This is a genomic window from Pseudomonas sp. EYE_354 (assembly GCF_023148575.1).
Taxonomy (GTDB): Bacteria; Pseudomonadota; Gammaproteobacteria; order Pseudomonadales; family Pseudomonadaceae; genus Aquipseudomonas.
In genome coordinates, this window is record NZ_JAHXNQ010000015.1 from 109,006 (window position 1) to 132,145 (window position 23,140).

A 23,140-nucleotide genomic window follows, 5' to 3' on the forward strand; every position below is an offset into this window, starting at 1 on the left:
TAAAATACTTAACCAGCACTTAGAATTTGCACTAGCCTATGTGTAAGTTCAGGTAAAGCCCCGTACAACAACCGCTTACTTCCTCGCACGGCCCGCAAAAATAATGTGGTGAATGTTAAAATTTGTCACGTTTGACCGTATTCAATTCGATTAGTATCTAAATGCTAGCAGCGATTGAACCGACGGCTTTGCATGCCAGAAAAGGGAGTAGGTGATGCATTTTTCCAATGTCCTCGCTATTGCACGGACTCAATCGAAATCGGACGACTTCCGGGCGCTGATAGTTCGCACTGTGCCGAATCATTTAAAAGTCGATACACGCTGCTACGGACAACTAATTGACGCCAAAGAAAAGCACGGAAACTACCGTGCGATTATTATAGAAATCGACACACCTTCTGCCAGCCATCAAACCCTGGACATCATAAGAAAAGCCCGCCAGGAAAATCCGCACTGCACGATAATTGTGGTCGTGACATTTGCGTCCACACTGAGCAAAACAAAATACTACTTGGCCGGTGCGGACTATTGCATCAAGGTGGTAGAGACCTCCCCTGAAAACACACTCAGCCTGTTCGATACCTTCCTGTCTGAAAGTACGCAGCCCCCTCACTACGCACTGGTGTTAGACCAGGACCGCATGTGCATTTATGGCGACAGCAAAAAGCTGGAAATATCATTCGTCGAAATGAAAGTACTGGAAGCGCTTATCCAGAACAGACTGCTTAGTCACAATGAAATTGCCGCAGTCATGGGGCTTAATACTAAATACTACGACTCCAGAGCCCTGGAAAAGTCCATCAGTCGCTTGCGCGGTAAAATCAAGGCGCACTACGGCGAGAACATCATCCAGAACATCCGCGGCTATGGGTACAAGCTCAGCCGCGCCCTTATTTGCGCCAGTCATTTCCACCCCATCAAGGAGAGGTCGAGCCGTGAATAACGAGCAACTTTCACCTGGGCCCGTTGCGGGCCTGGCGCTGGCCCGCCAGGCGATCGTCGAGCGCAGCCATGCTTTATGGGGCCGCGAAATACGCGTGTTGGGCACCGGCACCCGTGAGCAACTGAACGCGGCCTACAGCGCTGCGCTGCAACGCATGCTGCCGTCGCTCCCGCATCTTGGAACGGCCAGCCACAGTGTTCTGAACATAGACCAGTGCGTGTTGATGAACGACATCCTCATCAAGGACATCCTTGACCTGGCCCACACCATGGACGCCCATGGGCGGTCTCTCATGTTGAGCCTCTACAACCCACTGGATGCCCTGCCGGGGCCCGCAGAGCGCAGGGCCATGGTACGTCAGCTGTACAAACTCAAAGACCATAACGGTATCAGGCTGGCCTACGACAACTACACGCTCGATACAAAACCAGGCGATCTGCTGATCGACCTGAAACTCTACGACTACATAAAAATGCCATTCCCGGATTCCGCCCTTCGGCTGAGCCTCAACACACGTTCGGACCTCTTCAATCGGCTCTACGACCGCATGCTGGAGCTGATCAGTGCAACACGGGTGGGTTTCATCGCCGACCATGTTGAATTTTCCGATAGCGCAATGATGGCAAAAAGCCTTCCATTCGAATATTTTCAGGGTGGCTACTACTCGCCTGCTGACCGTTTTTAAAGAACTGCATCTTCCTGAATTTGGTGGACACTATGAGCTCTCTCAACAAATACGCCTTCACGCCCACACATGCGGCGATCGCACTGCAGGACTTCACGCCCAATGCAGAGACGTTCCACTACGATTTAAACGTGACCGCCCACACCCTCACCCTGCCATCACAACCGTTTAACGCCGCACCACAAGCCTCCCGGATCGCCGAGCATGCGCCGCAAAACCATACCGCTTACGCGGATATGACCGGCGACAGACCGCAACCGCATCCCCAAGACTTTTGGCTGCTCACGCAACATGATCGAACGCTGGTCAAAGGCGGGCTGCGGATTTCGTTAACCGCCATTGAGTCTGCGTTGATTAAAAAAATGCTGCATCACGAAGAGCGCGTGGTCAGCAAAGAAGAATTGATCCGCAATATAGGACGCGAACCGGACCACTATCGCGGCCTCGAGATGTGCCTCAGCCGCTTGCAGGAAAAGTTCAAGCGCGCCAATGCAGGCGAGCGTTTGTTTCGCGCAGTCAGAAATCGCGGATACTGCCTTACACAAAAAATCAAAAAACCGCTTGAGTTAAGCCAGGCGCGTCGTTGAGATAATAAAAAGATCAGACTTTATCATTCACACTGCCTATTAAAACTCTCTTATAACTGCCCTTTTATAACACCCTCTTTATAACAATATGGCGCGCACCTTGTTATAAGTCGTCAGCCAATGCCCCCGACCGTTCATTACTATCCATGGGTACGCGCTCGCGCGTGCCTGTCGTTTGAGTTCGGTCATACCGAGACTTTATTAACCCTGCCACTACGTGCGTGGTCACCACCGGGAGCAGAACTATGCTGAACAATACTAGAATGCATCGCCACCTGACCCCCAAGGGCTTAACGTTTTGGGGCCAGTGGACGCTTGCGTCAGGCCTGGTCGTTGCAGCGCTGTTTATGTTGGTATTTTTAAAGACAGGACAACTTGAATACCACTATCGAGTGCTGGCCGCGTTTACGATACTGGCCTCGCTTCCCGCGTATAGCCTGTGTGATGTCTATAGTAAAAAAGATGATTATGCCGTGGGCCTGGGACGCCTGTTTTTGGGCTGGCTGCTGACCGTCGGCATCGTGTATATGGTGGGCGTCGCGTGCCAGGCAAGTTCATTATTCCCGTTGGAAACATTATTGCTCTGGGCCGCGATCAGTTATCCCTTATTGGCGCTGTTTTATATTCCTTTGCACAGCCTGTCCCGGTATTACCACCGCCAACTGCATGAACGGCATAAGTCATTAATTGTGGGAACCGGCAAACTGGCCGTCGACCTGGCCCGTACCCTCTCGCGGCAAAAGCGCTCGCCGTTGGTTGGTCTCGTCGGCAGCAACGTCGACGCCGCTGACGGCGCACAACCGCAGATCCTCGGCGAACTGCCGCAATTGCCACAGTTGATCCGGCAACACGGTATTCGTCGGCTCTACATCACCCATTCGCTGCAGGAGGCCACCCACATTGAGACGTTGTACCTCAACCTGCTGGACATCAGCGTCGACGTGATCTGGGTGCCCGATCTCAATAACATGCTGCTGCTCAACCACTGCGTGGCCGAAGTGGACGGTCTGCCGGCGATCTTCCTCAATGAAAGCCCGCTGACCAGCCGCCCCACCGCCGCCTTGAGCAAGGCGTTGCTGGACAAAAGCCTGGCATTGCTGGCGATCATCGTGTTGAGCCCGTTGTTGCTGTTGTGCGCCGTGCTGATCAAGCTGACGTCTCCCGGCCCGGTGATCTTCAAGCAGGACCGCCACGGCTGGAACGGCGAGGTGATCAAGGTCTGGAAATTCCGCTCGATGCGCGTGCATGACGACCATGAGGTGCGCCAGGCCAGCCGCAATGATTCACGCATCACCCCGGTGGGCCGGTTTCTGCGACGCACCTCCATCGATGAGTTGCCCCAGTTGTTCAATGTGTTGCAAGGGCACATGGCCCTTGTGGGCCCGCGGCCTCACGCCATTGCACACAACGACTACTACACGGGGAAAATCCGCGCCTACATGGCCCGCCACCGGATCAAACCCGGCATCACCGGCCTGGCCCAGGTCAATGGCTGCCGGGGCGAGACCGAGACACTGGAGAAGATGCAGCAGCGCGTCGACATTGACCTGCGTTACATCAACACCTGGTCGCTGTGGCTGGACATCAAGATCCTGCTGAAGACGCCGTTCACGCTGCTTTCCAAAGATATCTACTGAGCCCATCTCCACGCAGACCCAATGTGGGAGCCGGCTGCCCTGCCCCACATTGGCCATCGTGTTACTGCGTGATCTTGTCGAAGTTCTTGTAGAACAGATCACTGTCACGCCCGTCGGTCATCGCATGCAGTGAATAGGCGCGATTCAACCGCGCACCCCCGTCGCGGGTCAGCGGCGCCCAGACCAGGTTGGCGCGGCGCATCGTCGACAGGCTCATCAACTCATCGAACGGAATGGACAGGTACAAGCCTTTGTCGAAGCTGCCTTCGCCATACTGTTCAGCAGATGCGCTGGTGCGGGTGATCCAGGCTCCCACGCGCACGCCGTTGCTGAATTCGCGCGACAGGTCCAGGGTCGCGCCCCAGTCCCTGGCCAGGTAGCGGCCGACACTCAAGGCGCCCTGCAGGTTGAACGGCAAGTCGGTATAGCCGGTGATATGCCCGGTGACGGTGCGGTAATCGCGCAAGCTGAAATCCTGCTCGAAACCACGCTGGCGTACGTAGTTCAGGTCGGCACCCAATGCCCAGCGCTGGCCCATCGGGCGGTACAGCACTTCACTGCCGACACCGGCGTACATCGACTCAAGCAACCCACCGTAAACCATGCCGTACAGGTCCTGGTCCAGCTGTACCGCGTGGTTGAGCTGGAAGGTCGGCAGGGTCACATCGGAGGCAGTCATGTACTGGCGCAGGTCAGTGCGCACGCGCGGCAGGCCGCTCGGCGCGTCGTAGGTAAAACCGTCGTAGTTATTGAGCAGGTTGATGCTGAGCAGGCCGCTCCACCAAGTGTTGCGGGTGAAGCGGTATTCGGCGTCAAGGTCGGCGGAAATCTGGTACAGCAAACCATCCGGGCCGCCGACGTTCTGCTTGTAGCCCAGGCCCACGCCATAGCTGAAGGGCTTGGGTGGCGCGCTATAAAGCAGCGTTTGCGAGCGATCGCTGGCGCGGTTGACCTCGACCTGGCGGTGCAGGTCCTGCAGGTCTTCACGGTGGTTCACCACCTCACGGAACGTCTGGCGCGGCACGCTGGTTTCTTCGATCGGCATGGCGTAGCGCTCGCTGACCAAGGTGAACCAATCGATCTGATCGTTCACGCTGCCGTCGAGGATCCGACTGGCGCGCCCCACTGCCTTGGCACCGTAGAAGTAGCGCTGCTGTTCGCCATACACCAGCAGCTCGGGCCCGCGCCGGGCAATGCGCTGCACGTTGTAGCCGGCGTTGTCGTGCAATTGCTTGGACACGGCGGCCCAGTCCACCTGGTCCAGCGGTGTCTGCGGCGCCTCTGCCGGCAGTTTGGGCACCGGCGGGTCGTAGCTCTTTACCGGGGCTTTGCGGCTGACGAAATTGGTATGCAGGGTGATGCCGAACATCGCGGTGTTACCACGCTCCCAGGCCGCGCTCACGTCCACCGAATCCGCGATTTTGTAGACCAGGCCCAGGTTGATCGGCGAATCCTGGCGCTGATTGTTAGCGCGCGGTTCGTGCCGGTAGTCATTGCCCTCGTATTCCAGCTTGAGGCTCAACGGCGCCCACGGCGTCTGGTAGGCGATGCCGCCGAACAGCGCTGGCCTGCCGCGAAAATAGCCATTGGAAAAGTCCCCGGAACCCTCGGCGGTGGGGCGCTCATTGAAGCGGTTATCCACGGCCCCCAGCGGGTTGCCGAGGTCGCCACGGCTGCCGAGGTAACCCCAGGCAATACCGGCGCTGAAATCCACATCGCCATAACGCTTGTTGGCCACCAGGTACTCGCTGGAAAACAGCCCGGTGCCGCCCAGGTCCATAAACCCCAGCGCCACGACGGGCAGCCAGTGGCTTTCCGGATACAGGCGGACTTTGGCGTCGACGGCCTTGTCCTTGTAGCTCTGGCCACCGCTGAACGACTCGGCGCCATAGGGGCGGTTGGTGATCGCGGTGTAGCGAAAGGTGCCCTCGAGCCAGTCCAGCGGTTGTGCGGAAAAACTGTAACGGCTGTAAGGCTCGGTGCGGTTGGCATTCACGCTGAATTCACCGGCCGGCGCCATGCGGGCAGTGGGGGTTTGCAGCAGCCCCACGCCGCCAAAATCACTCTGGGTATAACGCGGTTCGCCATGCGCGACGCCACAGGGCACCAGCAGCACAGCCGCAAGACATAATTTCAAGGCGTGACCTCGGCCTGGGGTTGGGTGGCCAGAAACTCGGCCAGTTGCTGATTCAGTTCCGGGGTGGGTGGGTCCAGATCGTCGTTGCGGATCGGCACCAGCAAGGTGCTGCCAGGCGCGGGCGGCGCGCCGTCTTCGCGGTTCCACGCGGCGATGCCCAGGCGCGTGACGGCGCCGTCGGGCTGGATCAGCCACAGGTAATCGACATCCGCCTGGGCCGATGGCGGGCAGGCGTCGAGGTAAGCACGTGCCGGCTGCAGCGGCGTGAATGGCAGGCTGCACGGTGCGGCCACCGCGCCCAGCACCTGTACGCGCGCGGGCCTGGGCGGGTAGACCAGGCGGTCGCCGTCATCGACCAACGGGTTGGGCGCGAACCCCACCTCCACCGCCACCGGGTCGAGCATCGCCACCTGACGGCCGGTGACCGGCAAGACCAGCACCTGCTGATAAAGCCTGGCCGCCGCTCGTGCACGCGCCTCGCGCCCCGCCGCCAAAGCAGCCTGGTGCAGCGCGTCCAGGTCAAATAACACACCGGCCTTGAGCCGGGTCTGCTGCATCAGCAACCCTTGGCGCAGCCAGGCCGCGCCCAGCCAATAGCCTTGGGCGTCCGGTTGCGCGGCGGTGATAACGTCAAGCAGGCGCGCTCCGCTGTGCAACGGGACCGGCCCTGGGTTGCGCACTTCGCCACTGACCGTCATCGCGGCCTGGCACACACTGGCGCAGCCGCAAAACAGCAGCAGCGCGCCGACTCGTCGAACACTCATGGCGCGTCCTTGCGGGTCGGTTGCAGTTGGGTGATGGTCAGCGTCAGGCGGGGCGTCAGGTGTTGCTCGCTTTGCACGATAAACCCGTCGTTGGGGTCGACCCAGTAACGGTTACGCGCCCGAAAGTCGCCCACTTCGATGTCTTCGTCGACCCGCAGCAAGGCATAGGCTTTGTCGAGAATCTCGACGGTCTCGATGCCCTTGCGCGTTATGCGGCTGGTGACGTCGATGCCCAGCTGATAACCGCCCACCAGGTCGATCTGGCGGGTGCTGCGATAACCCTGCGGCAGCCGGTGCAAGCCTTGCTGAAACGGCGACTGGCCTTGCCAACGGGTGCCATCAAGGTCAGCGCCCAAGCCCACCGTGCGCACCACCAGACCGTTGCGCAACAACAGCACCTGCTTGCCGGAGGCCACCCAGAATTGCAGGTCGCCACGTTGGCGAATCAGCGCCATCACCCCTTCGCTGGACACGGTGGTGACTTTGATCTGGGGGAACGGCACCGCGTCCACCTGGGCCCTGGTCAACGCCAGCGGCGCCGGTCCGACCACGGCCGCTTTGAAGGTGTCCAGGGAGGCCTGCATCAATGGGTTACAGCCGGCCAGCAGGCACGCGACGCCCACGCCGGCGGCGATCTTAAGAGTGTTCACGCAGGTTCCACCCTATCGGCTGCTGGCTTCGCTCAGGTTGTTCTGGGTGGACGCACCGATGCCAATGATCGACGCAGAGGGCATCAACTGGCTGATCACACGGTTCCAGCGCGTGATATTGGCGGGTCCGACAAACACCACATCCTGAGGCTGTACATCAAACCGTGTGGCCAGGGCCATGGCCGACGGCGAGGTGGCTTGCAGCTGGAACACTTTGGCCGGTTCCACCGCGATGTTCTGCGCACCGCGAATCACGTAAATGGCGTCGGCGTTGGAGGTGTTCTGGTTCACGCCGCCGACCGAGCCCAGTACATCGGACAGGTTCATGCTGCGCGTCTTGAAGCTCAGGGCGCGGGGCTGCATGACTTCCCCCATCACATAGATGCGCTTGCGGTCGTTGTAGGCCAGGTACAACTGGTCACCGTCCTTGAGGTACACCTCGTTCAAACGCGATGCGTCCAGGTTGAGGGTGTCCAGATCAAGGGTGTAGCGCTTGCCGTCACGGGTGAGCGTCAGGTTCGACAGGTCGGCATTGATTGGGTCGATACCGGCCACACCCAAGGCCTCGCTGACGTTCATGGCGATGGTGGTGATCGGTACGGGACCGGCCTTGACCACCGCGCCGCTGATCACCACTTTCTGGCTGGCAAAGCGCAACACACTGACATCCACCTGAGGGTTGTCGATGTACTGGCGCAGCTTGTCGGTGATCTCGCTGCGCAGCGCTTCAATGGAGCGGCCCTTGGCGACCAATTCGCCCACATAGGGGTAAAACAGATTGCCCTCGGGGCTGACCAAACGGCCGTTGGCATCGATCTGTTGTTGTGGCCCCGACGGCGCGGTCAGCTCAGGGTGATCCCATACAGTGATATACAACGCGTCATTGGGACCGATCAGATAAGGCCCCGGCTTATAATTCAACAAGGGCGCCGCAATGGAATAAGGCACTTGCGTCGCAGCGTCCATGGCCAATAACTTGGGAGTGATCGGAATTAACTCCACACGACTGTCTTGCGCCCCACCCTCCTCGGTCAAGGCCGCCGTGTTCATATATTGGCCCGGCGCAAACATACAACCTTGCACTAAGGCGGCGACCACCACGGCCATAGAAAACATACGCTTCATCGTGTGAGCACACTCGCAATAGACGACAAGAAAAAAAGACCACTTGGGCGGGGTTGCCAGGTGGTCTGAAAGCGGAAGATTTACGGCTAGTTGCTGGTACTCGTGGTCCCGGTTGTGCCGGTGGTACCTGTGGTATTGCCGCCATTGGAGCTGCCGCCGCTGCTCGACGCCGCGGCAGCGCCGGCGATGAGGGCACTGGCGACCAGCAGGGTTTCGCCTACCGTCACAGACCCGACCACCGCAGTGCCCAGCCCCAGCGGTAACTCGGCCGCGTGCGCAGACGTACTCAAGACACTGAATACAATAATAGCCAGTGGTGTTCTCATCTCAGACTCCTTATTGCCAATGAGTGGGCAAACCGATAGTGCCATCCCACTAAACAACGCACCAGACGGATAACAATTAACCTGCTTAGTTGAAAATAACGTTTTGCCGACAAAGCCCCCGGCCGGCCATGCGTTGCTCCCATAACCGTTATTTAAAACGTTATTAATTGTCGGGAAACTTCAGGCCCGACCATACTTATCCTCGAAGCGCACGATATCGTCTTCGCCCAGATAAGAGCCCGACTGCACTTCGATTAACTCCAACGCAATCACTCCCGGATTTTCCAGGGCGTGCACCTGGCCGATGGGGATATAGGTCGACTGGTTTTCCGCCACCAGGTAGGTCTGTTCGCCATTGGTGACTTTGGCGGTGCCGCTGACCACGATCCAGTGCTCGGCGCGGTGGTGATGCATCTGCACCGAGAGTTTGGCCCCCGGCTTCACCGTGATGCGCTTGACCTGGTAACGCAGGCCGTTGTCCACCGAGTCATACATGCCCCAGGGCCGGTACACCTCACGGTGGTTGAGGTGCTCATGCCGCCCCGCCTGTTTGAGCTGATCGACAATGCCCTTGACCTGCTGCACCTGATCCTTGTGGGCCACCAGCACCGCGTCTTTGGTTTCGACAATGATCAGGTCGTGTACCCCCACTGTGGCCACCAGGCGGCTGTCGGCATGCACGTAGGTATCGCGGGTGTCCAGGGCCAGGCCATCGCCGCGGATGACATTGCCGCTGGCGTCTTTCTCGCTGGCCTCCCACAGCGCCGACCAGGAGCCGATATCACTCCAACCGGCGTCCAGCGGCACCATCACCGCATCGGTGGTTTTTTCCATCACGGCATAGTCGATGGAGTCGTCCGGGCAGGCGGCAAAGGTGGCGGCGTGCACGCGGATAAACGGCTGATCACTGCTGCCACCCTCCAGCGCCACGCGACAGGCTTCAAGAATCGTCGGTTGAAAGCGCTCCAGCTCGGCCAGGTAACGGCTGGCGCGGAACATGAACATGCCGCTGTTCCAGTAATAGGCGCCGCTGGCCACATACGCGGCAGCCGTTGCCGCATCGGGCTTCTCCACAAATCGCTTGACCCGGTAACCGCCCTCGCCCACCGCCAACCCTTGTTCGATATAACCGTAACCGGTGTGGGCACTGGTGGGGGTGATGCCAAAGGTCACCAGCTTGCCCTGCCGGGCGTGGGGCAAGGCGACTTCCAGGCTGGCATGAAATGCCGGGATGTCCTCGATCAGGTGGTCCGCCGCCAGCACCAGCAGGATCGGGTCCTGATGGTCGGCCACCGCCTTGCACGCCGCCAGCGCGATGGCCGGCGCGGTGTTGCGTCCTGTCGGTTCGAGCAGGATGCTCGCCTGTTCCATGCCCAGTTGGCGCAATTGCTCGGCCACCAGGAAGCGGTGTTGCTCGTTGCAGATCAATAACGGCAACGCGACATTTGCACCGCTCAGCCGGGTGATGGTCTGCTGCAGCATCGACAGGTGCGCATCGGTCAGGCGCAGGAACTGCTTGGGGTTCAGTTGCCGCGACAGCGGCCACAGGCGCGATCCCGAACCGCCTGCCATGATCACGGGTAATAACATGAGAGCATCCTTGGAAGAGCGATTCAGAAATAGGCGCGGGTGTTTTCATGCACCCGCGGGCTGATGCGCAGTTCATCCTGGGGCCACCAGCGATACTGCTGATGTTGTTCGGTCGGCGGTTGCAGCGGCAGGTCGTCGGCCAGCTCCAGGCAATAGCCAAGCACCACGTAGTGGGTGTCCGGCCCGGCCCCGGCGTTGGCAAACACGCTGTCGTCGTAGAAGTGCTCATACACCCCCAGCAGCCGCGCCTGGTCGCGTTCGAAGGCACGCCCCAATTCGTCGCGGGTGATACGTCGGAAGGCCGCGTCGAGGCTTTCGTTTTTCTGGATGCGCCCGCCGGGCACAAACCAGAAACCATACGCCGGTCGGTTGACCCGCAAGCCGAGCAACGTCTCGCCACGGCCGTTGCGCACCACCAGGTCGATCGCCACCAGGGGCGTCGACGCCACGACGGTCTTGAAAGTCGGTAAATCAAGCCACATAGCGGTCAAACCTGTGCCATGAAACGTTGCAGAATGCGCTCCTTGTCAAGGAACTCCCTGGCGTAGTTCAACGCCACCTCGTTGCGCGCGGGCAACGCCAGTACCCGCTCGATCCCGGCGTTGAGTGCCGTGACGGACTCCGGTTCAACCAACACCGCAATCCCCGGATGCTCGCTGCACAGGCGGCCGAGCGTGGTGTCGGGGTCGGCGGTGATAATGGCGTGGCCGCCCACCGCCAGGATGTTGGTCAGCTTGGAAGGCAACACCGAATCCGCCACCCCGCGTTTCTGGATCACCAAGTGCCCATCCACCGAGGCCAGCAGTGCCGGCAAATCTTCATAGGCCTGCAACGGCGCAAACAACACATTGCGCAGGCCGTCGCGGTTTACCCGTTCGAGCAAACGCGCCTTGCCGGTGCCCTGGCCAACGATCAAAAACACCAATTCCAGGCGATGGAGGTGGGCCTTGGCGGCATCGAGAATCAGCTCCAGGCCCTGCTTCTCGCCGATGTTGCCCGCGTACAACAACACCCGCGTGCCGGGCGCCACCCCCAGGCGCTGCAACAGCGCAAGGTTGCGCGGCACCTGGCGAAAGCGCGCGGTCTCCGACCAATTGGGGAAGAACAGCAAGCGCTTGCTGTGCACGCCTTTGTCACGTGCTTTGTCGAGCATGCCGCTGGAGATCGTCGAGACCCGGTCAAAGCGGCGCAACAGCCAACGTTCGAGCGCCAACGCCAGACGCCGCAGCCGCGAACCAGCGCCGATGCCCAGACCGAACATAGCGTCCACTTCATAGTCCTGGATATGCAGCACCGACCGCGCCCCACACAACCTGGCCAGCAACAGCGCCTGCGGCGCACAAAACAGCGTGGGCACCACCAGGATCACAAGATCCGGCTTCCAGCGCATTTGCCCGAGCACCGCCAGCAATGAGCTGGCAGCAAAGCTTGAGAGGTGCAGCACCCGGGTCAGCGCCGAGGGTTGGCGCGGCACATACAGCGGGCAACGGATCACCGTCACGCCGTCATCCTGTTCGGTGCGATAGCGCCACGCTGAATACCCCTCGCCCACCTGCCAGTGCGGGTAATACGGCGGCGCCGTTACCACCCGCACCGCATGCCCCTGGCGCGCCAGCCAGCGCGCCTGCTCACCGCTGTACTTGCCGATGCCGGTCAGCTCCGGGCTGTAATTGATGCCGTAGAGAAGGATCTTCATCACTGGCCCCGAGGCTGTTCGAGGGCCGCGAGGTAGGCGTTATAGGCATCGCGCAAGCCTTCTTCCAGGGGCACGTAGGCTTCCCAGCCCAGGGCATTGATGCGGCTCACATCAAGCAATTTACGCGGTGCGCCGTCGGGCTTGTCGCCATCAAAGCGCAAGCGCCCCTTGAAGCCCGTAACCCGCACCAACGCCTGGGCCAGCTCGGCAATGGTGCAATCCACACCGGTGCCGACGTTCAGGTGCGAGCACATCGGCTGGGTCTGTTCGCGGTAGCGCTGCGGACTCAGTTCCATCACGTGGACGCTGGCGGCCGCCATGTCGTCCACGTGCAGGAATTCACGCCGAGGCTTGCCGCTGCCCCAGATCACCACCTCGTCATCGCCCCGCCGCGTGGCCTCATGAAAGCGGCGCAGTAACGCTGCGATCACATGGCTGTTCTGCGGGTGATAGTTATCGCCGGGGCCGTACAGGTTGGTGGGCATGACGCTGCGATAATCGCGGCCGTGCTGGCGGTTGTAGCTTTCGCACAACTTGATCCCGGCGATCTTGGCCACGGCGTAGGGTTCGTTGGTGGGCTCCAACGCTCCATCGAGCAACACCGCTTCGATCATCGGTTGCGGTGCATGCACCGGGTAGATGCACGACGAGCCCAGGAACAACAGCTTTTCCACGCCGTGGCTGTGGGCCGCATGGATCACGTTGGCCTGGATCATCAGGTTCTGGTAAATGAAATCCGCCGGGTAGGTGGCATTGGCGTGAATACCGCCGACCTTGGCGGCGGCCAGGTACACCTGGTCGATACGGTGCCTGGCGAAGTACGCCTGCACCGCCGCGGGATCCAGCAGGTCCAGCTCATCGCGCCCCGCCGTGAGGACCTGCGTATAGCCCAGGGCCCACAAACGCCGCACGATGGCCGAACCGACCATGCCGCGATGGCCGGCAACAAATATCTGCGCATCTAAATCACGGGCCATGCTCAGTTCTCCACGGCAATGGGGGCATCGTGGCCATGCAGGCGCAACAAGGCATGACGCTGAGCGATCTTCAAGTCTTCGCGGACCATCTCCGCACACATCTGCTGGGCGCTGATTTCGGGCACCCAACCGAGCACGCGCTTGGCCTTGGACGGGTCGCCCAACAGCGTCTCCACCTCCGCCGGGCGGAAATACCGAGGATCTACGCGCACAATCACGTCGCCCACCAGAATGCCCGGCGCCAGGTCGCCGTCGATGTGCTCGACCACCGCCACCTCCTCCACGCCTTCACCGACAAAGCGCAAACGCACACCCAGTTCCGCCGCCGACCAACGAATGAACTCGCGCACCGAATACTGCACGCCGGTGGCGATCACGAAGTCCTCTGGGGTGTCCTGTTGCAGCATCATCCACTGCATGCGCACGTAGTCCTTGGCATGGCCCCAGTCGCGCAGTGCGTCCATGTTGCCCATGTACAGGCATTGCTCCAGGCCCATGGCGATGTTGCTCAGGGCGCGGGTGATCTTGCGGGTCACAAAGGTTTCACCGCGACGCGGTGATTCGTGGTTGAACAGGATGCCGTTGCACGCGTACATCCCATAGGCTTCACGGAAGTTCACGGTGATCCAATAGGCGTACAGCTTGGCCACCGCGTAGGGCGAGCGCGGATAGAACGGCGTGGTTTCCTTCTGCGGGGTTTCCTGCACCAGCCCATACAACTCGGACGTGGACGCCTGGTAGAAGCGCGTCTTCTTTTCCAGGCCCAGCAGGCGAATGGCCTCAAGGATGCGCAAGGCACCCAGGGCATCCACATCGGCGGTGTATTCCGGCGAATCAAAACTCACGGCAACGTGGGATTGGGCGCCGAGGTTGTAGATTTCGTCGGGTTGGATCTGCTGGATGATGCGCGTCAGGTTCGACGAATCCGCCAGGTCGCCGTAGTGCAGGATCAGGTGTTTATGCGGGGCCTGGGGGTCCTGGTAAATGTGGTCGATGCGTTGGGTATTGAACGACGACGAACGTCGCTTGAGGCCGTGTACGGTGTAGCCTTTTTCCAGCAATAGCTCCGCCAGATAAGAGCCATCCTGACCGGTGATACCGGTGATCAGCGCAACTTTGTTCATGTCAGTCTCCCAATTTTCAGGCGAGCGAAAGCCGACACCCACACTGGGGTGTTTGTTGAAAACGCTCGGTTACTTCGTGGTGGGCAGGTTCAAGTTATGTCCGGTCAACTTTGAAAGTTCCCGGACAATGGCTTCCTTATCGTTTAAATGCGCAATGGCGGTTTCCAGCTCCAGCACCTTGGCGCCCACCAGAAAGCGGTACCAATAGCCCTGCAACAGGTGGTACACCAGACCGCTGCGGCCATCGAGAAACCCCAGCTGGACGATGTAGCGCCACAAAAAATACGCGGTGGAACTCAGGGTGAACGGCACGCGGTTATACAGGCGGTTCTTCACCAGACGCTTGGCCCTGGCCTGGAACGAACTCTGCCCGGCGTGCAAGTCGTCGCGTATCGCAAACAACCCCAAGCGCGCGTTCAATATTTCAATGGCTTCACGGGTGGCATAGCCGTTGTGCTTGTGGGTGAAAAAGGTCAAGTCATGCAGGTTGTGGTCGGCAAACCCGCCTTCCAGCGTGATGGTGCGCCCCTCGGCCACCGAGATGTGCTCGTCCATCCAGCGGTCCTCGATACGGCCCTGTCCGGTGCGCCACAGCCGCAGCATTTTTAACGGGTAGCGGCCGCCATGACGCACCCAGCGCCCCATGAAAATATGCTTGCGCTTGAAGTTGATACCGGTGATATCCCTGGCCAGGGTGGGCAGCCGGGTATTGATGGCGGCGGCCAGGTCGGCCTCGATGATTTCATCGGCGTCCAGGCGCATGGTCCAGTTGCCGGTGATCGGCAAATGATCCAACGCCCATTGGAACTGCTTGGCCTGGTTAACGAACGCGTGCTGCACCACCCAGGCGCCGTGGCGCCGGGCGATGTCGCAGGTGTCGTCGCTGGAGAACGAATCGACTACCAGCACCTCGTCGCTGAAGGCTCGCGCCGACTCGATAGCACGGGCGATGTGCAGGCTTTCGTTGTAGGTGAGGATGATCACGGTGATGGTTTCGCGTTTCATCTCAAACACCATGCAATTGCAGGACTTCGGCGGTCAGCCTGCGCGGTGAACGCGCCGCGCGAAAGTGGCTTTCCAGGGGCACCCCCGCGGCAATCATCATGATCAGCCGCTCGCTGGCCGGGATAGCGCCGAGGCTGCGGATTTTCTTTTCCACCGTATTGAGGATCGCCAGGTTCAGTGGGCACGCACCCAGACCATTGGCATGGCAGGCCAGCAACAGGCCCATGGAAAACAAGGCGCCGTCCACGTAAAGCTGGTTGCGCTGCCCGGCGCCGCCCCACGCAGTGACTTCCGAGGTCACCACAAACAGGTTGTCCACCGACTGCGCAAAGCCCCGCGAACCGCCTTGCAGCTCAAGCAACTGCGCGATCACGGCGCGGTCCTGATACACATGCACCCGCGACGATTGGCGGTTGCACTGGGACGGTGACGACTGCGCCAGTTCCACCAGCGAGGTGAGCACGTCGCGGTCGATCGTGCCGGCCTGGAACATGCGGCAACTGGAGCGCGATTGCAGGAACGCCTTGGCGTCCAGCCCGCCGTTGCCCAACCATGGCGCGGCACGCTTGATACCGCCGGTGCCCGCCGTCCCGTCGCGCTTGAGGTGCTCCACGTAGGCATCCAGGTAGAACACAAAGTCATCGCTCACGCCCAGGGTGCGGTGCAGGTCGAGGTAGCCCTGGAACGCGCCGAGGGCCATCTCCAGCGGCAACGCCGAATAGCTGCGGTCGTACTCGTTGAGCATGTGGATGATGCCGTTGATCTTGTCCTTGCCGAACAGCGGTTTGGGTTCTTTGAGGGACAGGCCTTTTTCCACGGTGTGGGTTTCGATGAGGATCTTGTAGAACAGCTTCTTGTTGCGGCTTTCCAACGGCGAATAGCCGTTATGGCGAATAAACGTGAGCATGTCGCGAAAAAACTCGCTGACGAACAACATCAACTTCCATGCCTTATCCATCATGCGTTTCACCTTTTTCATAGTGCGATGTCTCTCGGTTTGAGGGGGCGGCACGGCGCACCGACGCAAATCATCCAGGCCGGTAGGTCGGCCGTGACCACCGACCGCGCGCCCACCACACAGCCTTCTTCCAGCACACAGCCTGGGTGAATGAACGCTTCGGCGGCGACCCATACGTGGTCCTTGATCACGATCTCTCGCGTCACCAGTGGCCGCAGCAGGCTGCGAGTGTCATGGGTGCCGGTGCAAAGGAAACTGCGTTGGCTGATGGTAACTTTGGAGCCCAGGGTGATCCGCGCCATGGCGTATACATCGACCCCTTCGGCGATGGCGGTGTAATCCCCGATCTCCAGGTTCCACGGCGCCCAGATGCTGCACGTGGGCGCAATCCGGCAGCCCACGCCGACCTTGGCGCCAAAGCAGCGCAGCAGCAGACGCCGCCAGCCATGCAGCGTCCAGCGCGGTGTGGGGCGAAACAGCAGGCGGTAGACGAGGCCCCACACCAGACGCCGGGCCTTGTCGCTGCGGGGCAAGGTATCGACGTACTTGAGTTGCGCAAACTCGCTCATGGCTCGATCGCCGCCAGTTGTTCCAACAGGTAGCGTTCGCCCACCTGTTGCAAGGCCTGGCGCCGGGCGCGCACGGCGACCCAATCGATAGGCACCGCGATCAGGCGTTGCACCTGGCCTGCGTCGTCCGCCGGCAGGAAGCGTTGAGACAACTGCAGTTTCTCCAGCAAGTTGCGCACCCGCGCATTCAGCGACGCCTTGGTGCCCGGCAGGCCCACGGCGATAAATGGCTTCTCGAAAATGATTGCAAATACCGTGGCATGGAAGGAATTGGTCACCACGTAGGCGCTTTCCTTGAGTAACTTGAGCCAGTCCTGGGGGCCCACCTGCACGGTCTCACCGATCTGCCGCCAGCGCCGGTGCGCGTTGTACGGCGAGACAATCGGCCCGGCCACATGGCTGGACAACGCCTGCGCCACTTCTCGCACGCCCACACCGGTACGCAGCGCATAGCAGAACACATGACCGCTGCGGGTCTGGGTGGCGGTGGCCAGCAGCGCCGAATAATCGCGGTGCAACAGCGTCGGGTCGGGCACACACTCGGCGGCCAACCCGGCGACCTGCTGCACGATGGCCACCCCGCTCTCCTCGCGCACGCTGATCGCCGACAGTTGCTTGAGCAGGCCCTCTGCTTTGGCGTGGTATTCGGGCTCCAGGTATTCCTTGCCGAAACTGGCCGCGTAGGAGATACGGCGAGTCGCTTTATCACAGTCAAACGCCAGAAAGTACGCGGGGTCCAGGCCGGTCTGGCCCGAGGGGTTCCAGATCTGGTCGCTGCCCGCCACCAGCAGTTGCTGGCCGGCAACCGCGCGGTTGAGTTGCTCGACGGTAGCGTAGCGCGGCGTCTGGATATTCAGAAAGCGCGCCTTGAACGCCTGGAACTGTCGCGACTGCGCATTGGGCCCAAGCACCTGGGTTTTCAGCGCTAGGGCCTTGAGGTACAGCGCCTTGAGGTTGGCCTTGAACTGGCGCGGATTAAACACCTGACGCAGCTCGCTACCATCCTCCACATAGGTTGGGTGGTAGTTGATCAGGCTCACCTGCAAACCCTGCTGCTGCAGCCAACGCTGCAACGCATAGGCTTGCAGCACGGCACCGAAGTTCTCGCTGAAATGGTACGTCAGTATCCCGGCTCTGACGGGGTGTGAAGATGCGTTCATGAACCAGCCTGCCTCAATAAGAAATGGGGAGTGGGTAAGGTCTGGCGAACCGGCGCTGCCTGATTAAGCAGGCCGATGATCATTGACCACACCAGCAAATAACTGCCATCGAAGGTGGTGAAGAATTGGTAACTGGTCTTGAACGAAAAAATCAGCAGAATCGCCACCACCGCCAGCGACACGGGGGTGCGCGGCAAAGCGCTGAACAGCAGGCCAAACAGCACTACACCGACCACCCCCAGTTTGGCGGTCACGCCCCAGTAACCGTTCTCGATGTCGAACTTGGAATTCTCGAACCAGCGCTCGTCATTGGTCGGCACGCCGGGGGTCAATTGCTTGGCCAAGCCATTGCCGAGGAACACCGTGGCCGGGCTGTCGAGGAACGACTCCCTGGCATGGGCGATCTCGAAGGCACGGGTCACGTCTTCGCCCTTTTCCTCGAACAGGTAGGTGGCAAAGCGCGAAACCGCCAGGGGGCTGGCATAGAACGTCAGCGTGCCGAGCGCGCCGATGGCAACCACCAGCACCGCCAGGGATTTGAGTTTGCGCTGGGTGATCGCCGACAACAGGATCATCACCGCCATGGCCGCCAGAATAGTCTTGGAACCAGCCGCCAGCAGCGTGACCGCGAGAATCAGCATCAAACCGATCCTGCGTTGGCAGCAGGCATAGAAAAACAACAGGACCGCCGAACTGGTGGGGAACAGCATGATGCGTCCCACCTCGTCGCTGGACTTGGAGGCGGCGTTGGTCAAGTCGATGCCCACCCCGTACAAGCTGACCTGCAACAACTGGCCGAGGGCAAAGAGGTAAATGATCCGCTCGATGATCTGCCGATAGCGCAGGCTATGGGCGCGGGCGATTTTCGCCACATTGGCCTGCACATAGGCGTAGCCGGCCAACAGCAGCACAAAATAGAAAAACGGAATACCGGAGCGTAGAAATTGATACAGGGATATTTTCGCACCGCTGCTCACCAGCACCTGCAATACGCTGGAGGCCACCACCAACGCCAGCAAGGGTAACGCGCGCGTAACCCCACGGCCCGCGTACACCACGAACGGCAGCAACAGCAGCAGGGCCAATGGCTGCGACAGGTTGTTGCTCAGCGCCAATGGCAAGGCAAAAAAGCTCAGTGGCAAGTAAAGAGTCAGCCGCGCTTGGGACAGCATCATGGGTGCACCTCAGTGCCGCGCATCAGCCGCAGGTAAACCAGCACCACCAACTCCGGCAACGCCAGTAACAATGAGGCGCCCAGCACCGGATCAATGCGCTCCTTGCCCGCCAGCCACAGCAGCAACGCGGCCAGGCTGCTCAAGGCATAGATCACCGAGGTGCGGGTGTGGCGGTTGGTGGAAATCAGCACAGCCGCGAGGATGAACCACGCCACGTTGAGGATGGTGTGAGCACCGATCAGCGCCAGCGACACGCGGTCGACCTGCACCAGGCCGTGGCTCCACAGCGTAATTATCTGCGGTCCGGCCGCGATACCTGCGGCATACACCAGCACGCACAGGCCCAGCACCTTCGAGCTGGCGCGCTGGGTAAAGCGTCGCGCCTCGTCGAACTGCCCACGCCCGGCCAGCCGCGAAATCTCCGGCGTGAGTGCGTTGCTGCAGGTGATACCCAACTGAATGATCAGGCGCATCAGGGTACGCGCCATGGTGTAGCCCACCACCACCGCAGGGCCAGCGATCTGGTTGAGCACTTGCAGCCCGCCCTGCAGAGTGATGGCCTGTGCCAGGGGGATCGCCGCACTGCCCACCGCCGGTTTCCAGATGCCGCGAAACTCCGCCCATGACGCCGACGCCAAACCCAGCAACGGCCAGGGCGAAATGCGCCGAACAAACACAGTGACCAGCAGCAGAAACAGCATTTGACTGTAGAACATGCCCTGGGCCAATTGCAGTTCGGAGCCGCCAAGCAGCAGCACGCCGATGGACAGCACAATGTCCAGGGTTCTGCGGTTGGCCATTATAAAAACGCCGCCGACGGTCCTGTCGATGGTGCGAAACCATGCCTCGATCGGCCCGCCCAGCAGGCGTGTACACAGGTAGCCGGACATAAACAGCACGACCAGGCTGGCGTGTTCCGGCGCCAGGGTCTTGAGCCCCAGCAGCGCCACCCAGTCGAGCCACTGGCCGAGGGTCAGGGCAAACAGTACGACCAATGCGACCACCGCCAGGGTGAACGCCAATGCGGTCTGCACACTGCGCCGCGCACCGGGCACATCACCCTGGCTGGCGCGCAGCGTGGCGTTGGTGGCTGACGCCTGGGCCACCCCCAGGTCAAGCAGGCTGAGCATCGACGGAATCCCGGTCAGCACCAGCCAATCGGCATAGCGCCCGGTGCCCCAGGCGTGCAGGAAAAACGGCACCAGCACCAGTTGCGCCGCCAGCGTCACCAATTGGGTGTAGCCGTAGCTGAGCACGTTGAGGCGAAAACGCCGCGACAAGGAACGGGGCATCTCAAGCACCTTGTTCACCCTCATCAAGCCTTGTCGGACTGGTAGGCGTAGCTGTAATAGCCGTAGTCGCCATAGCCGTAGCTGGCGGAACGGCGCTTTTCCACGCCATTGAAGATTGCGCCCTTGAGTTCGATACCGTTCTGATGGAAGCGGCGCAGGGTCAGCTCGATTTCCTTCGCCGAGTTCACCCCGAACCGCGTCACCAACAGACTGGTCCCGGCCTGGCGCCCGATAATCGCGGCGTCGGTCACCGCCAGCAATGGCGGCGTGTCGATGATTACCAAGTCGTAATGCTCGCTGACCTGCGCCAGCAATGCGGCAAAATTGGGGTGCATCAGCAGTTCCGACGGGTTGGGCGGAATCTGCCCGCGACCGATAAAATCGAAACGCTCCACAGTGGTCGGGTGAATCGCCTCGTGCACATCACAGCGCTTGACCAGCAGGTCCGACAACCCCACCTCCACCGCTTGGCCAAGCATTTTGTGCAAGTAGCCTTTGCGCATGTCGGCATCGATCAACAGCACCCGCTGGCCCGACTGCGCAACGATGGCGGCAAGGTTGGCCGAAACAAAGGTCTTGCCCACTTCGGGGCTGGGGCCGGTGATCATCAAACGGTTGTTTTTGGCCTCGAGCATGGCGAAGTGCAAGCTGGTGCGCAGGCTGCGCATGGCCTCCATCACCAAGTCATGGGGGTGGTTGACCGCCAGCAACCTCGCAGCGCCAGAGCGGTGTTTGAGGGCATTGGCCTCCTCCGCCTTTTGCAGCAGGCTGAAGGGAATCGACGCGTATACCGGCAGCCCGAGTTTCTCGATATCGTCCGGGCTTTCCATGCCCCGATTGAGCAGGCTGCGCACCAGCACCAGGCCCACCGAAAGCATGCCGCCCAGCAGCATCGCCAGCAGCACCACAATCGCTTTGCGCGGCGCCACCGGTTTGCTGAGATTGGCGTCGGCGCTGTCGATCAGGCGCACGTTGCCCACAGTGCCCGCGCGCATCACGTCCAGCTCCTGGGAGCGGTTGAGTAACTGCGTATAGATCTCGGTGCCCACCTGCACGTCGCGGGTCAGGCTGAGCAATTCCTGTTGAGTACTGGGCAAACCTTCGACCCGCCGGGTCATTTGCGCCTGCTTGGCGTTGAGCTCAGCGAGCTTGGCGAGCAGGGCGCGGTACGCCGGGTGCTGGGGGGTGAACTTACGGTCCATCTCGGCCTGTTGCAGCTTGAGTTCGGAGATGCCTGTGTCCAGGGCCACCACCTGGTCGAGCACTGCTTTGGCCTCCAGGCTGATGTCAATGGATTTGCTGCGGGTCTGAAAGCGGTTCAAGGCGTTTTCGGCCTTCTCCAGGTCGCGGCGCACCTGGGGCAACTGGTCATTAAGGAACGACAGGCTCTGCGCCGCCTCGGCCGAAGTGCGGTCGACGTTCTGCTTCACGTAGAGGTTGGAAATCTCATTGAGCGTGCGAATGGCCAGAGCCGGGCGCGTGCTCTCCAGAGACAGGCTGATGATTCCGGACTCCTTGCCGCGCTCAATCACGGTCAGCAGGTCCTGATAATCAGCCACCGCATCCAGGCGCGGCTTGCGCACAATCTTGAAATGCGCACCGGGGTTGGCCCGCAGTTCTTTGATCAGCACCTCCACGCCGGCGCCAGAAAACACCTCGCCGACACTACCCGCGGCGATCTCCCGGCCGTCCTCATCAAACAAGCGGTAGGTCTGTGCCTCACCGGCCACCAGCATCAGGTCTGTTCCGAGCAGCGCGGCCGGCAGGTTCAATGTACTCAGTGCCAGACGCTCGCCCCCCGCCGACCAGCGGCTGAAGCCGAACAACGGCGGCGCGATACCGCCATCGTGTTCCGGCACATAACGCCGCGCCAGGAAGCCACCGATCAGCGGAAAGCGCTGGGGGGTGATAGTTAGATCCAGTGCCAGTGTGTCAACGGTCTTGCCGATAATCGTGCGCGACTTGATCAACTCGATCTCGGTCACCGCCGGCGACTCCTTGCCGAGCAGGCTGCTGACGTCGGAGAAGCCGAGCATGTCGTTCTTCTTCGGCTCCACCTGGATCAACGCGTTCGCCTGATACACCGGTGCCGCCAGGATCGCGTAAGCCGCGCCAATCACCATACAGGTGCCTGTAACCCCGGCGATCAGCCATTTGTGATCGATCAGGGTACCGAGCATGCCGAGCACGTCGATCTCGTCACGGTGGGGACTGTCCGGAGCAGCGTTCTGGGGTGAATACATAAATCGCGTCTTCGTCCTTGCAATCGTTTAAAGAGGGAACTTCAGCGCGCCAGACGCTGGGCCCAGGCCTGCACCGCCTGTTCGATCAACGCATAGGTCTGCACAAAGGCCGGCTTGCCCTGGCGATAGGGGTCGGTGATTTCGCGGTCGTGCTGCCACTTACCCAGCAGGAACACCTTGCCCCGTGCCTCGGGGGCGAGGTCGAGCACGCCGTCGATATGCCGCTGCTCCATCACCAGGATCAGGTCGGCTTCGCTCACTGCCTCGGCGCTGAGTTGCCGTGCCCTGTGCCCCTGGGGCACATGCCCGTGCTCGTGCAGCACCTGCCCGGCCGTGGATTCCAGCGGCTGATCACGCAAGGCCGCCAAACCCGCCGAACGCACAGCGATCCCGGAGGACGCCAGCGCGGCACGCAATAACTGTTCTGCCATAGGGCTGCGGCAGATATTGCCAATGCACACAATCAATATGTTTTTGAACAAGGCAACCTCCCACGC

22 protein-coding genes are annotated in these 23,140 nt (G+C 60.8%); 4 read left to right on the plus strand and 18 right to left on the minus strand.

Features of this window, described 5'->3' with window-relative positions:
• Window positions 1-214: 214 nt before the first annotated feature.
• The 4 genes from KZX66_RS20465 to KZX66_RS20480 all read left to right on the plus strand — a co-directional run bounded on the left by KZX66_RS20465 (window position 215) and on the right by KZX66_RS20480 (window position 3,852).
• The gene (locus KZX66_RS20465; protein ID WP_248082733.1) at window positions 215-943 is read left to right on the plus strand and encodes a winged helix-turn-helix domain-containing protein; all 729 of its coding nucleotides are present in this window, start codon (window positions 215-217) and stop codon (window positions 941-943) included.
• Complete coding sequence (locus tag KZX66_RS20470) at window positions 936-1,628, plus strand: hypothetical protein (RefSeq protein WP_248082736.1); 693 nt, start codon at window positions 936-938, stop codon at window positions 1,626-1,628. Before KZX66_RS20465 ends, KZX66_RS20470 begins: the two co-directional genes overlap by 8 nt.
• A 32-nt stretch (window positions 1,629-1,660) precedes the next feature.
• Window positions 1,661-2,215, plus strand: a complete 555-nt coding sequence (locus KZX66_RS20475) for a winged helix-turn-helix domain-containing protein (protein WP_248082744.1) — start codon at window positions 1,661-1,663, stop codon at window positions 2,213-2,215.
• A gap of 245 nt (window positions 2,216-2,460) precedes the next feature.
• Window positions 2,461-3,852: an undecaprenyl-phosphate glucose phosphotransferase gene (locus KZX66_RS20480; RefSeq protein WP_248082746.1), complete on the plus strand. Its 1,392-nt coding sequence runs from the start codon at window positions 2,461-2,463 to the stop codon at window positions 3,850-3,852.
• 61 nt (window positions 3,853-3,913) lie between these two features.
• Here the strand turns inward: KZX66_RS20480 and KZX66_RS20485 are convergent, their stop codons facing one another.
• The 18 genes from KZX66_RS20485 to KZX66_RS20570 all read right to left on the minus strand — a co-directional run bounded on the left by KZX66_RS20485 (window position 3,914) and on the right by KZX66_RS20570 (window position 23,125).
• Entirely contained in the window at window positions 3,914-5,989 is a 2,076-nt protein-coding gene (locus tag KZX66_RS20485) for a YjbH domain-containing protein (protein ID WP_248082748.1), read from the minus strand.
• Window positions 5,986-6,753 (minus strand): capsule biosynthesis GfcC family protein, encoded by a 768-nt coding sequence (locus KZX66_RS20490; protein WP_248082750.1) that lies wholly within the window; start codon window positions 6,751-6,753, stop codon window positions 5,986-5,988. Before KZX66_RS20490 ends, KZX66_RS20485 begins: the two co-directional genes overlap by 4 nt.
• Complete coding sequence (locus KZX66_RS20495) at window positions 6,750-7,403, minus strand: YjbF family lipoprotein (protein ID WP_348983828.1); 654 nt, start codon at window positions 7,401-7,403, stop codon at window positions 6,750-6,752. The genes KZX66_RS20490 and KZX66_RS20495 overlap by 4 nt, the downstream gene beginning before the upstream one ends.
• Before the next feature lie 12 nt (window positions 7,404-7,415).
• Complete coding sequence (locus KZX66_RS20500; protein WP_248082752.1) at window positions 7,416-8,528, minus strand: polysaccharide biosynthesis/export family protein; 1,113 nt, start codon at window positions 8,526-8,528, stop codon at window positions 7,416-7,418.
• A gap of 86 nt (window positions 8,529-8,614) precedes the next feature.
• Window positions 8,615-8,854, minus strand: a complete 240-nt coding sequence (locus tag KZX66_RS20505) for a hypothetical protein (RefSeq protein WP_248082754.1) — start codon at window positions 8,852-8,854, stop codon at window positions 8,615-8,617.
• A 180-nt stretch (window positions 8,855-9,034) separates the two neighbouring features.
• Window positions 9,035-10,444, minus strand: a complete 1,410-nt coding sequence (locus KZX66_RS20510; protein WP_248082756.1) for a mannose-1-phosphate guanylyltransferase/mannose-6-phosphate isomerase — start codon at window positions 10,442-10,444, stop codon at window positions 9,035-9,037.
• Window positions 10,445-10,467: 23 nt separating this feature from the next.
• Window positions 10,468-10,926, minus strand: a complete 459-nt coding sequence (locus KZX66_RS20515) for a GDP-mannose mannosyl hydrolase (protein WP_248082758.1) — start codon at window positions 10,924-10,926, stop codon at window positions 10,468-10,470.
• A 5-nt stretch (window positions 10,927-10,931) separates the two neighbouring features.
• Window positions 10,932-12,140 (minus strand): glycosyltransferase WbuB, encoded by a 1,209-nt coding sequence (locus tag KZX66_RS20520; RefSeq protein ID WP_248082767.1) that lies wholly within the window; start codon window positions 12,138-12,140, stop codon window positions 10,932-10,934.
• Window positions 12,140-13,117 (minus strand): GDP-L-fucose synthase, encoded by a 978-nt coding sequence (locus tag KZX66_RS20525; protein WP_248082769.1) that lies wholly within the window; start codon window positions 13,115-13,117, stop codon window positions 12,140-12,142. The genes KZX66_RS20520 and KZX66_RS20525 overlap by 1 nt, the downstream gene beginning before the upstream one ends.
• A 2-nt stretch (window positions 13,118-13,119) precedes the next feature.
• The gene (gene gmd / locus KZX66_RS20530) at window positions 13,120-14,241 is read right to left on the minus strand and encodes a GDP-mannose 4,6-dehydratase (protein ID WP_248082771.1); all 1,122 of its coding nucleotides are present in this window, start codon (window positions 14,239-14,241) and stop codon (window positions 13,120-13,122) included.
• A gap of 69 nt (window positions 14,242-14,310) precedes the next feature.
• On the minus strand, window positions 14,311-15,246 hold the full coding sequence (locus KZX66_RS20535) for a glycosyltransferase family 2 protein (RefSeq protein ID WP_248082773.1): 936 nt from the start codon (window positions 15,244-15,246) through the stop codon (window positions 14,311-14,313).
• A gap of 1 nt (window position 15,247) precedes the next feature.
• Window positions 15,248-16,207 carry a nitroreductase family protein gene (locus KZX66_RS20540; protein WP_248082775.1) on the minus strand — a complete coding sequence of 320 codons (960 nt, stop codon included), beginning with the start codon at window positions 16,205-16,207 and terminating at the stop codon, window positions 15,248-15,250.
• Between the two features lie 14 nt (window positions 16,208-16,221).
• Window positions 16,222-16,773 carry a putative colanic acid biosynthesis acetyltransferase gene (locus tag KZX66_RS20545; RefSeq protein ID WP_248082777.1) on the minus strand — a complete coding sequence of 184 codons (552 nt, stop codon included), beginning with the start codon at window positions 16,771-16,773 and terminating at the stop codon, window positions 16,222-16,224.
• A complete protein-coding gene (locus KZX66_RS20550) occupies window positions 16,770-17,933 on the minus strand; it encodes a polysaccharide pyruvyl transferase family protein (RefSeq protein ID WP_248082779.1) in 1,164 nt (387 codons plus the stop codon). Before KZX66_RS20550 ends, KZX66_RS20545 begins: the two co-directional genes overlap by 4 nt.
• Window positions 17,930-19,108 (minus strand): O-antigen ligase family protein, encoded by a 1,179-nt coding sequence (locus KZX66_RS20555; protein WP_248082781.1) that lies wholly within the window; start codon window positions 19,106-19,108, stop codon window positions 17,930-17,932. The genes KZX66_RS20550 and KZX66_RS20555 overlap by 4 nt, the downstream gene beginning before the upstream one ends.
• Window positions 19,105-20,400, minus strand: coding sequence for a hypothetical protein (locus KZX66_RS20560; protein ID WP_248082783.1), 1,296 nt, complete (start codon window positions 20,398-20,400; stop codon window positions 19,105-19,107). Before KZX66_RS20560 ends, KZX66_RS20555 begins: the two co-directional genes overlap by 4 nt.
• A 23-nt stretch (window positions 20,401-20,423) precedes the next feature.
• A complete protein-coding gene (locus tag KZX66_RS20565; protein ID WP_248082785.1) occupies window positions 20,424-22,643 on the minus strand; it encodes a polysaccharide biosynthesis tyrosine autokinase in 2,220 nt (739 codons plus the stop codon).
• 41 nt (window positions 22,644-22,684) lie between these two features.
• Window positions 22,685-23,125, minus strand: coding sequence for a low molecular weight protein-tyrosine-phosphatase (locus KZX66_RS20570; RefSeq protein ID WP_248082787.1), 441 nt, complete (start codon window positions 23,123-23,125; stop codon window positions 22,685-22,687).
• Between the last annotated feature and the right edge of the window lie 15 nt (window positions 23,126-23,140).

What these genes read in the sequence shown, in the direction of transcription:
- KZX66_RS20480 (WP_248082746.1), top strand. Translation starts at nt 2,461, where the DNA reads ATGCTGAACAATACTAGAATGCATCGCCACCTGACCCCCAAGGGCTTA.
- KZX66_RS20540 (WP_248082775.1), bottom strand. Translation starts at nt 16,207, where the DNA reads ATGATGGATAAGGCATGGAAGTTGATGTTGTTCGTCAGCGAGTTTTTT.
- KZX66_RS20465 (WP_248082733.1), top strand. Translation starts at nt 215, where the DNA reads ATGCATTTTTCCAATGTCCTCGCTATTGCACGGACTCAATCGAAATCG.
- KZX66_RS20500 (WP_248082752.1), bottom strand. Translation starts at nt 8,528, where the DNA reads ATGAAGCGTATGTTTTCTATGGCCGTGGTGGTCGCCGCCTTAGTGCAA.
- KZX66_RS20560 (WP_248082783.1), bottom strand. Translation starts at nt 20,400, where the DNA reads ATGCCCCGTTCCTTGTCGCGGCGTTTTCGCCTCAACGTGCTCAGCTAC.
- KZX66_RS20535 (WP_248082773.1), bottom strand. Translation starts at nt 15,246, where the DNA reads ATGAAACGCGAAACCATCACCGTGATCATCCTCACCTACAACGAAAGC.
- KZX66_RS20515 (WP_248082758.1), bottom strand. Translation starts at nt 10,926, where the DNA reads ATGTGGCTTGATTTACCGACTTTCAAGACCGTCGTGGCGTCGACGCCC.
- KZX66_RS20545 (WP_248082777.1), bottom strand. Translation starts at nt 16,773, where the DNA reads ATGAGCGAGTTTGCGCAACTCAAGTACGTCGATACCTTGCCCCGCAGC.
- gmd (WP_248082771.1), bottom strand. Translation starts at nt 14,241, where the DNA reads ATGAACAAAGTTGCGCTGATCACCGGTATCACCGGTCAGGATGGCTCT.
- KZX66_RS20525 (WP_248082769.1), bottom strand. Translation starts at nt 13,117, where the DNA reads ATGGCCCGTGATTTAGATGCGCAGATATTTGTTGCCGGCCATCGCGGC.
- KZX66_RS20550 (WP_248082779.1), bottom strand. Translation starts at nt 17,933, where the DNA reads ATGAACGCATCTTCACACCCCGTCAGAGCCGGGATACTGACGTACCAT.
- KZX66_RS20565 (WP_248082785.1), bottom strand. Translation starts at nt 22,643, where the DNA reads ATGTATTCACCCCAGAACGCTGCTCCGGACAGTCCCCACCGTGACGAG.
- KZX66_RS20520 (WP_248082767.1), bottom strand. Translation starts at nt 12,140, where the DNA reads ATGAAGATCCTTCTCTACGGCATCAATTACAGCCCGGAGCTGACCGGC.
- KZX66_RS20555 (WP_248082781.1), bottom strand. Translation starts at nt 19,108, where the DNA reads ATGATGCTGTCCCAAGCGCGGCTGACTCTTTACTTGCCACTGAGCTTT.
- KZX66_RS20510 (WP_248082756.1), bottom strand. Translation starts at nt 10,444, where the DNA reads ATGTTATTACCCGTGATCATGGCAGGCGGTTCGGGATCGCGCCTGTGG.
- KZX66_RS20490 (WP_248082750.1), bottom strand. Translation starts at nt 6,753, where the DNA reads ATGAGTGTTCGACGAGTCGGCGCGCTGCTGCTGTTTTGCGGCTGCGCC.
- KZX66_RS20505 (WP_248082754.1), bottom strand. Translation starts at nt 8,854, where the DNA reads ATGAGAACACCACTGGCTATTATTGTATTCAGTGTCTTGAGTACGTCT.
- KZX66_RS20475 (WP_248082744.1), top strand. Translation starts at nt 1,661, where the DNA reads ATGAGCTCTCTCAACAAATACGCCTTCACGCCCACACATGCGGCGATC.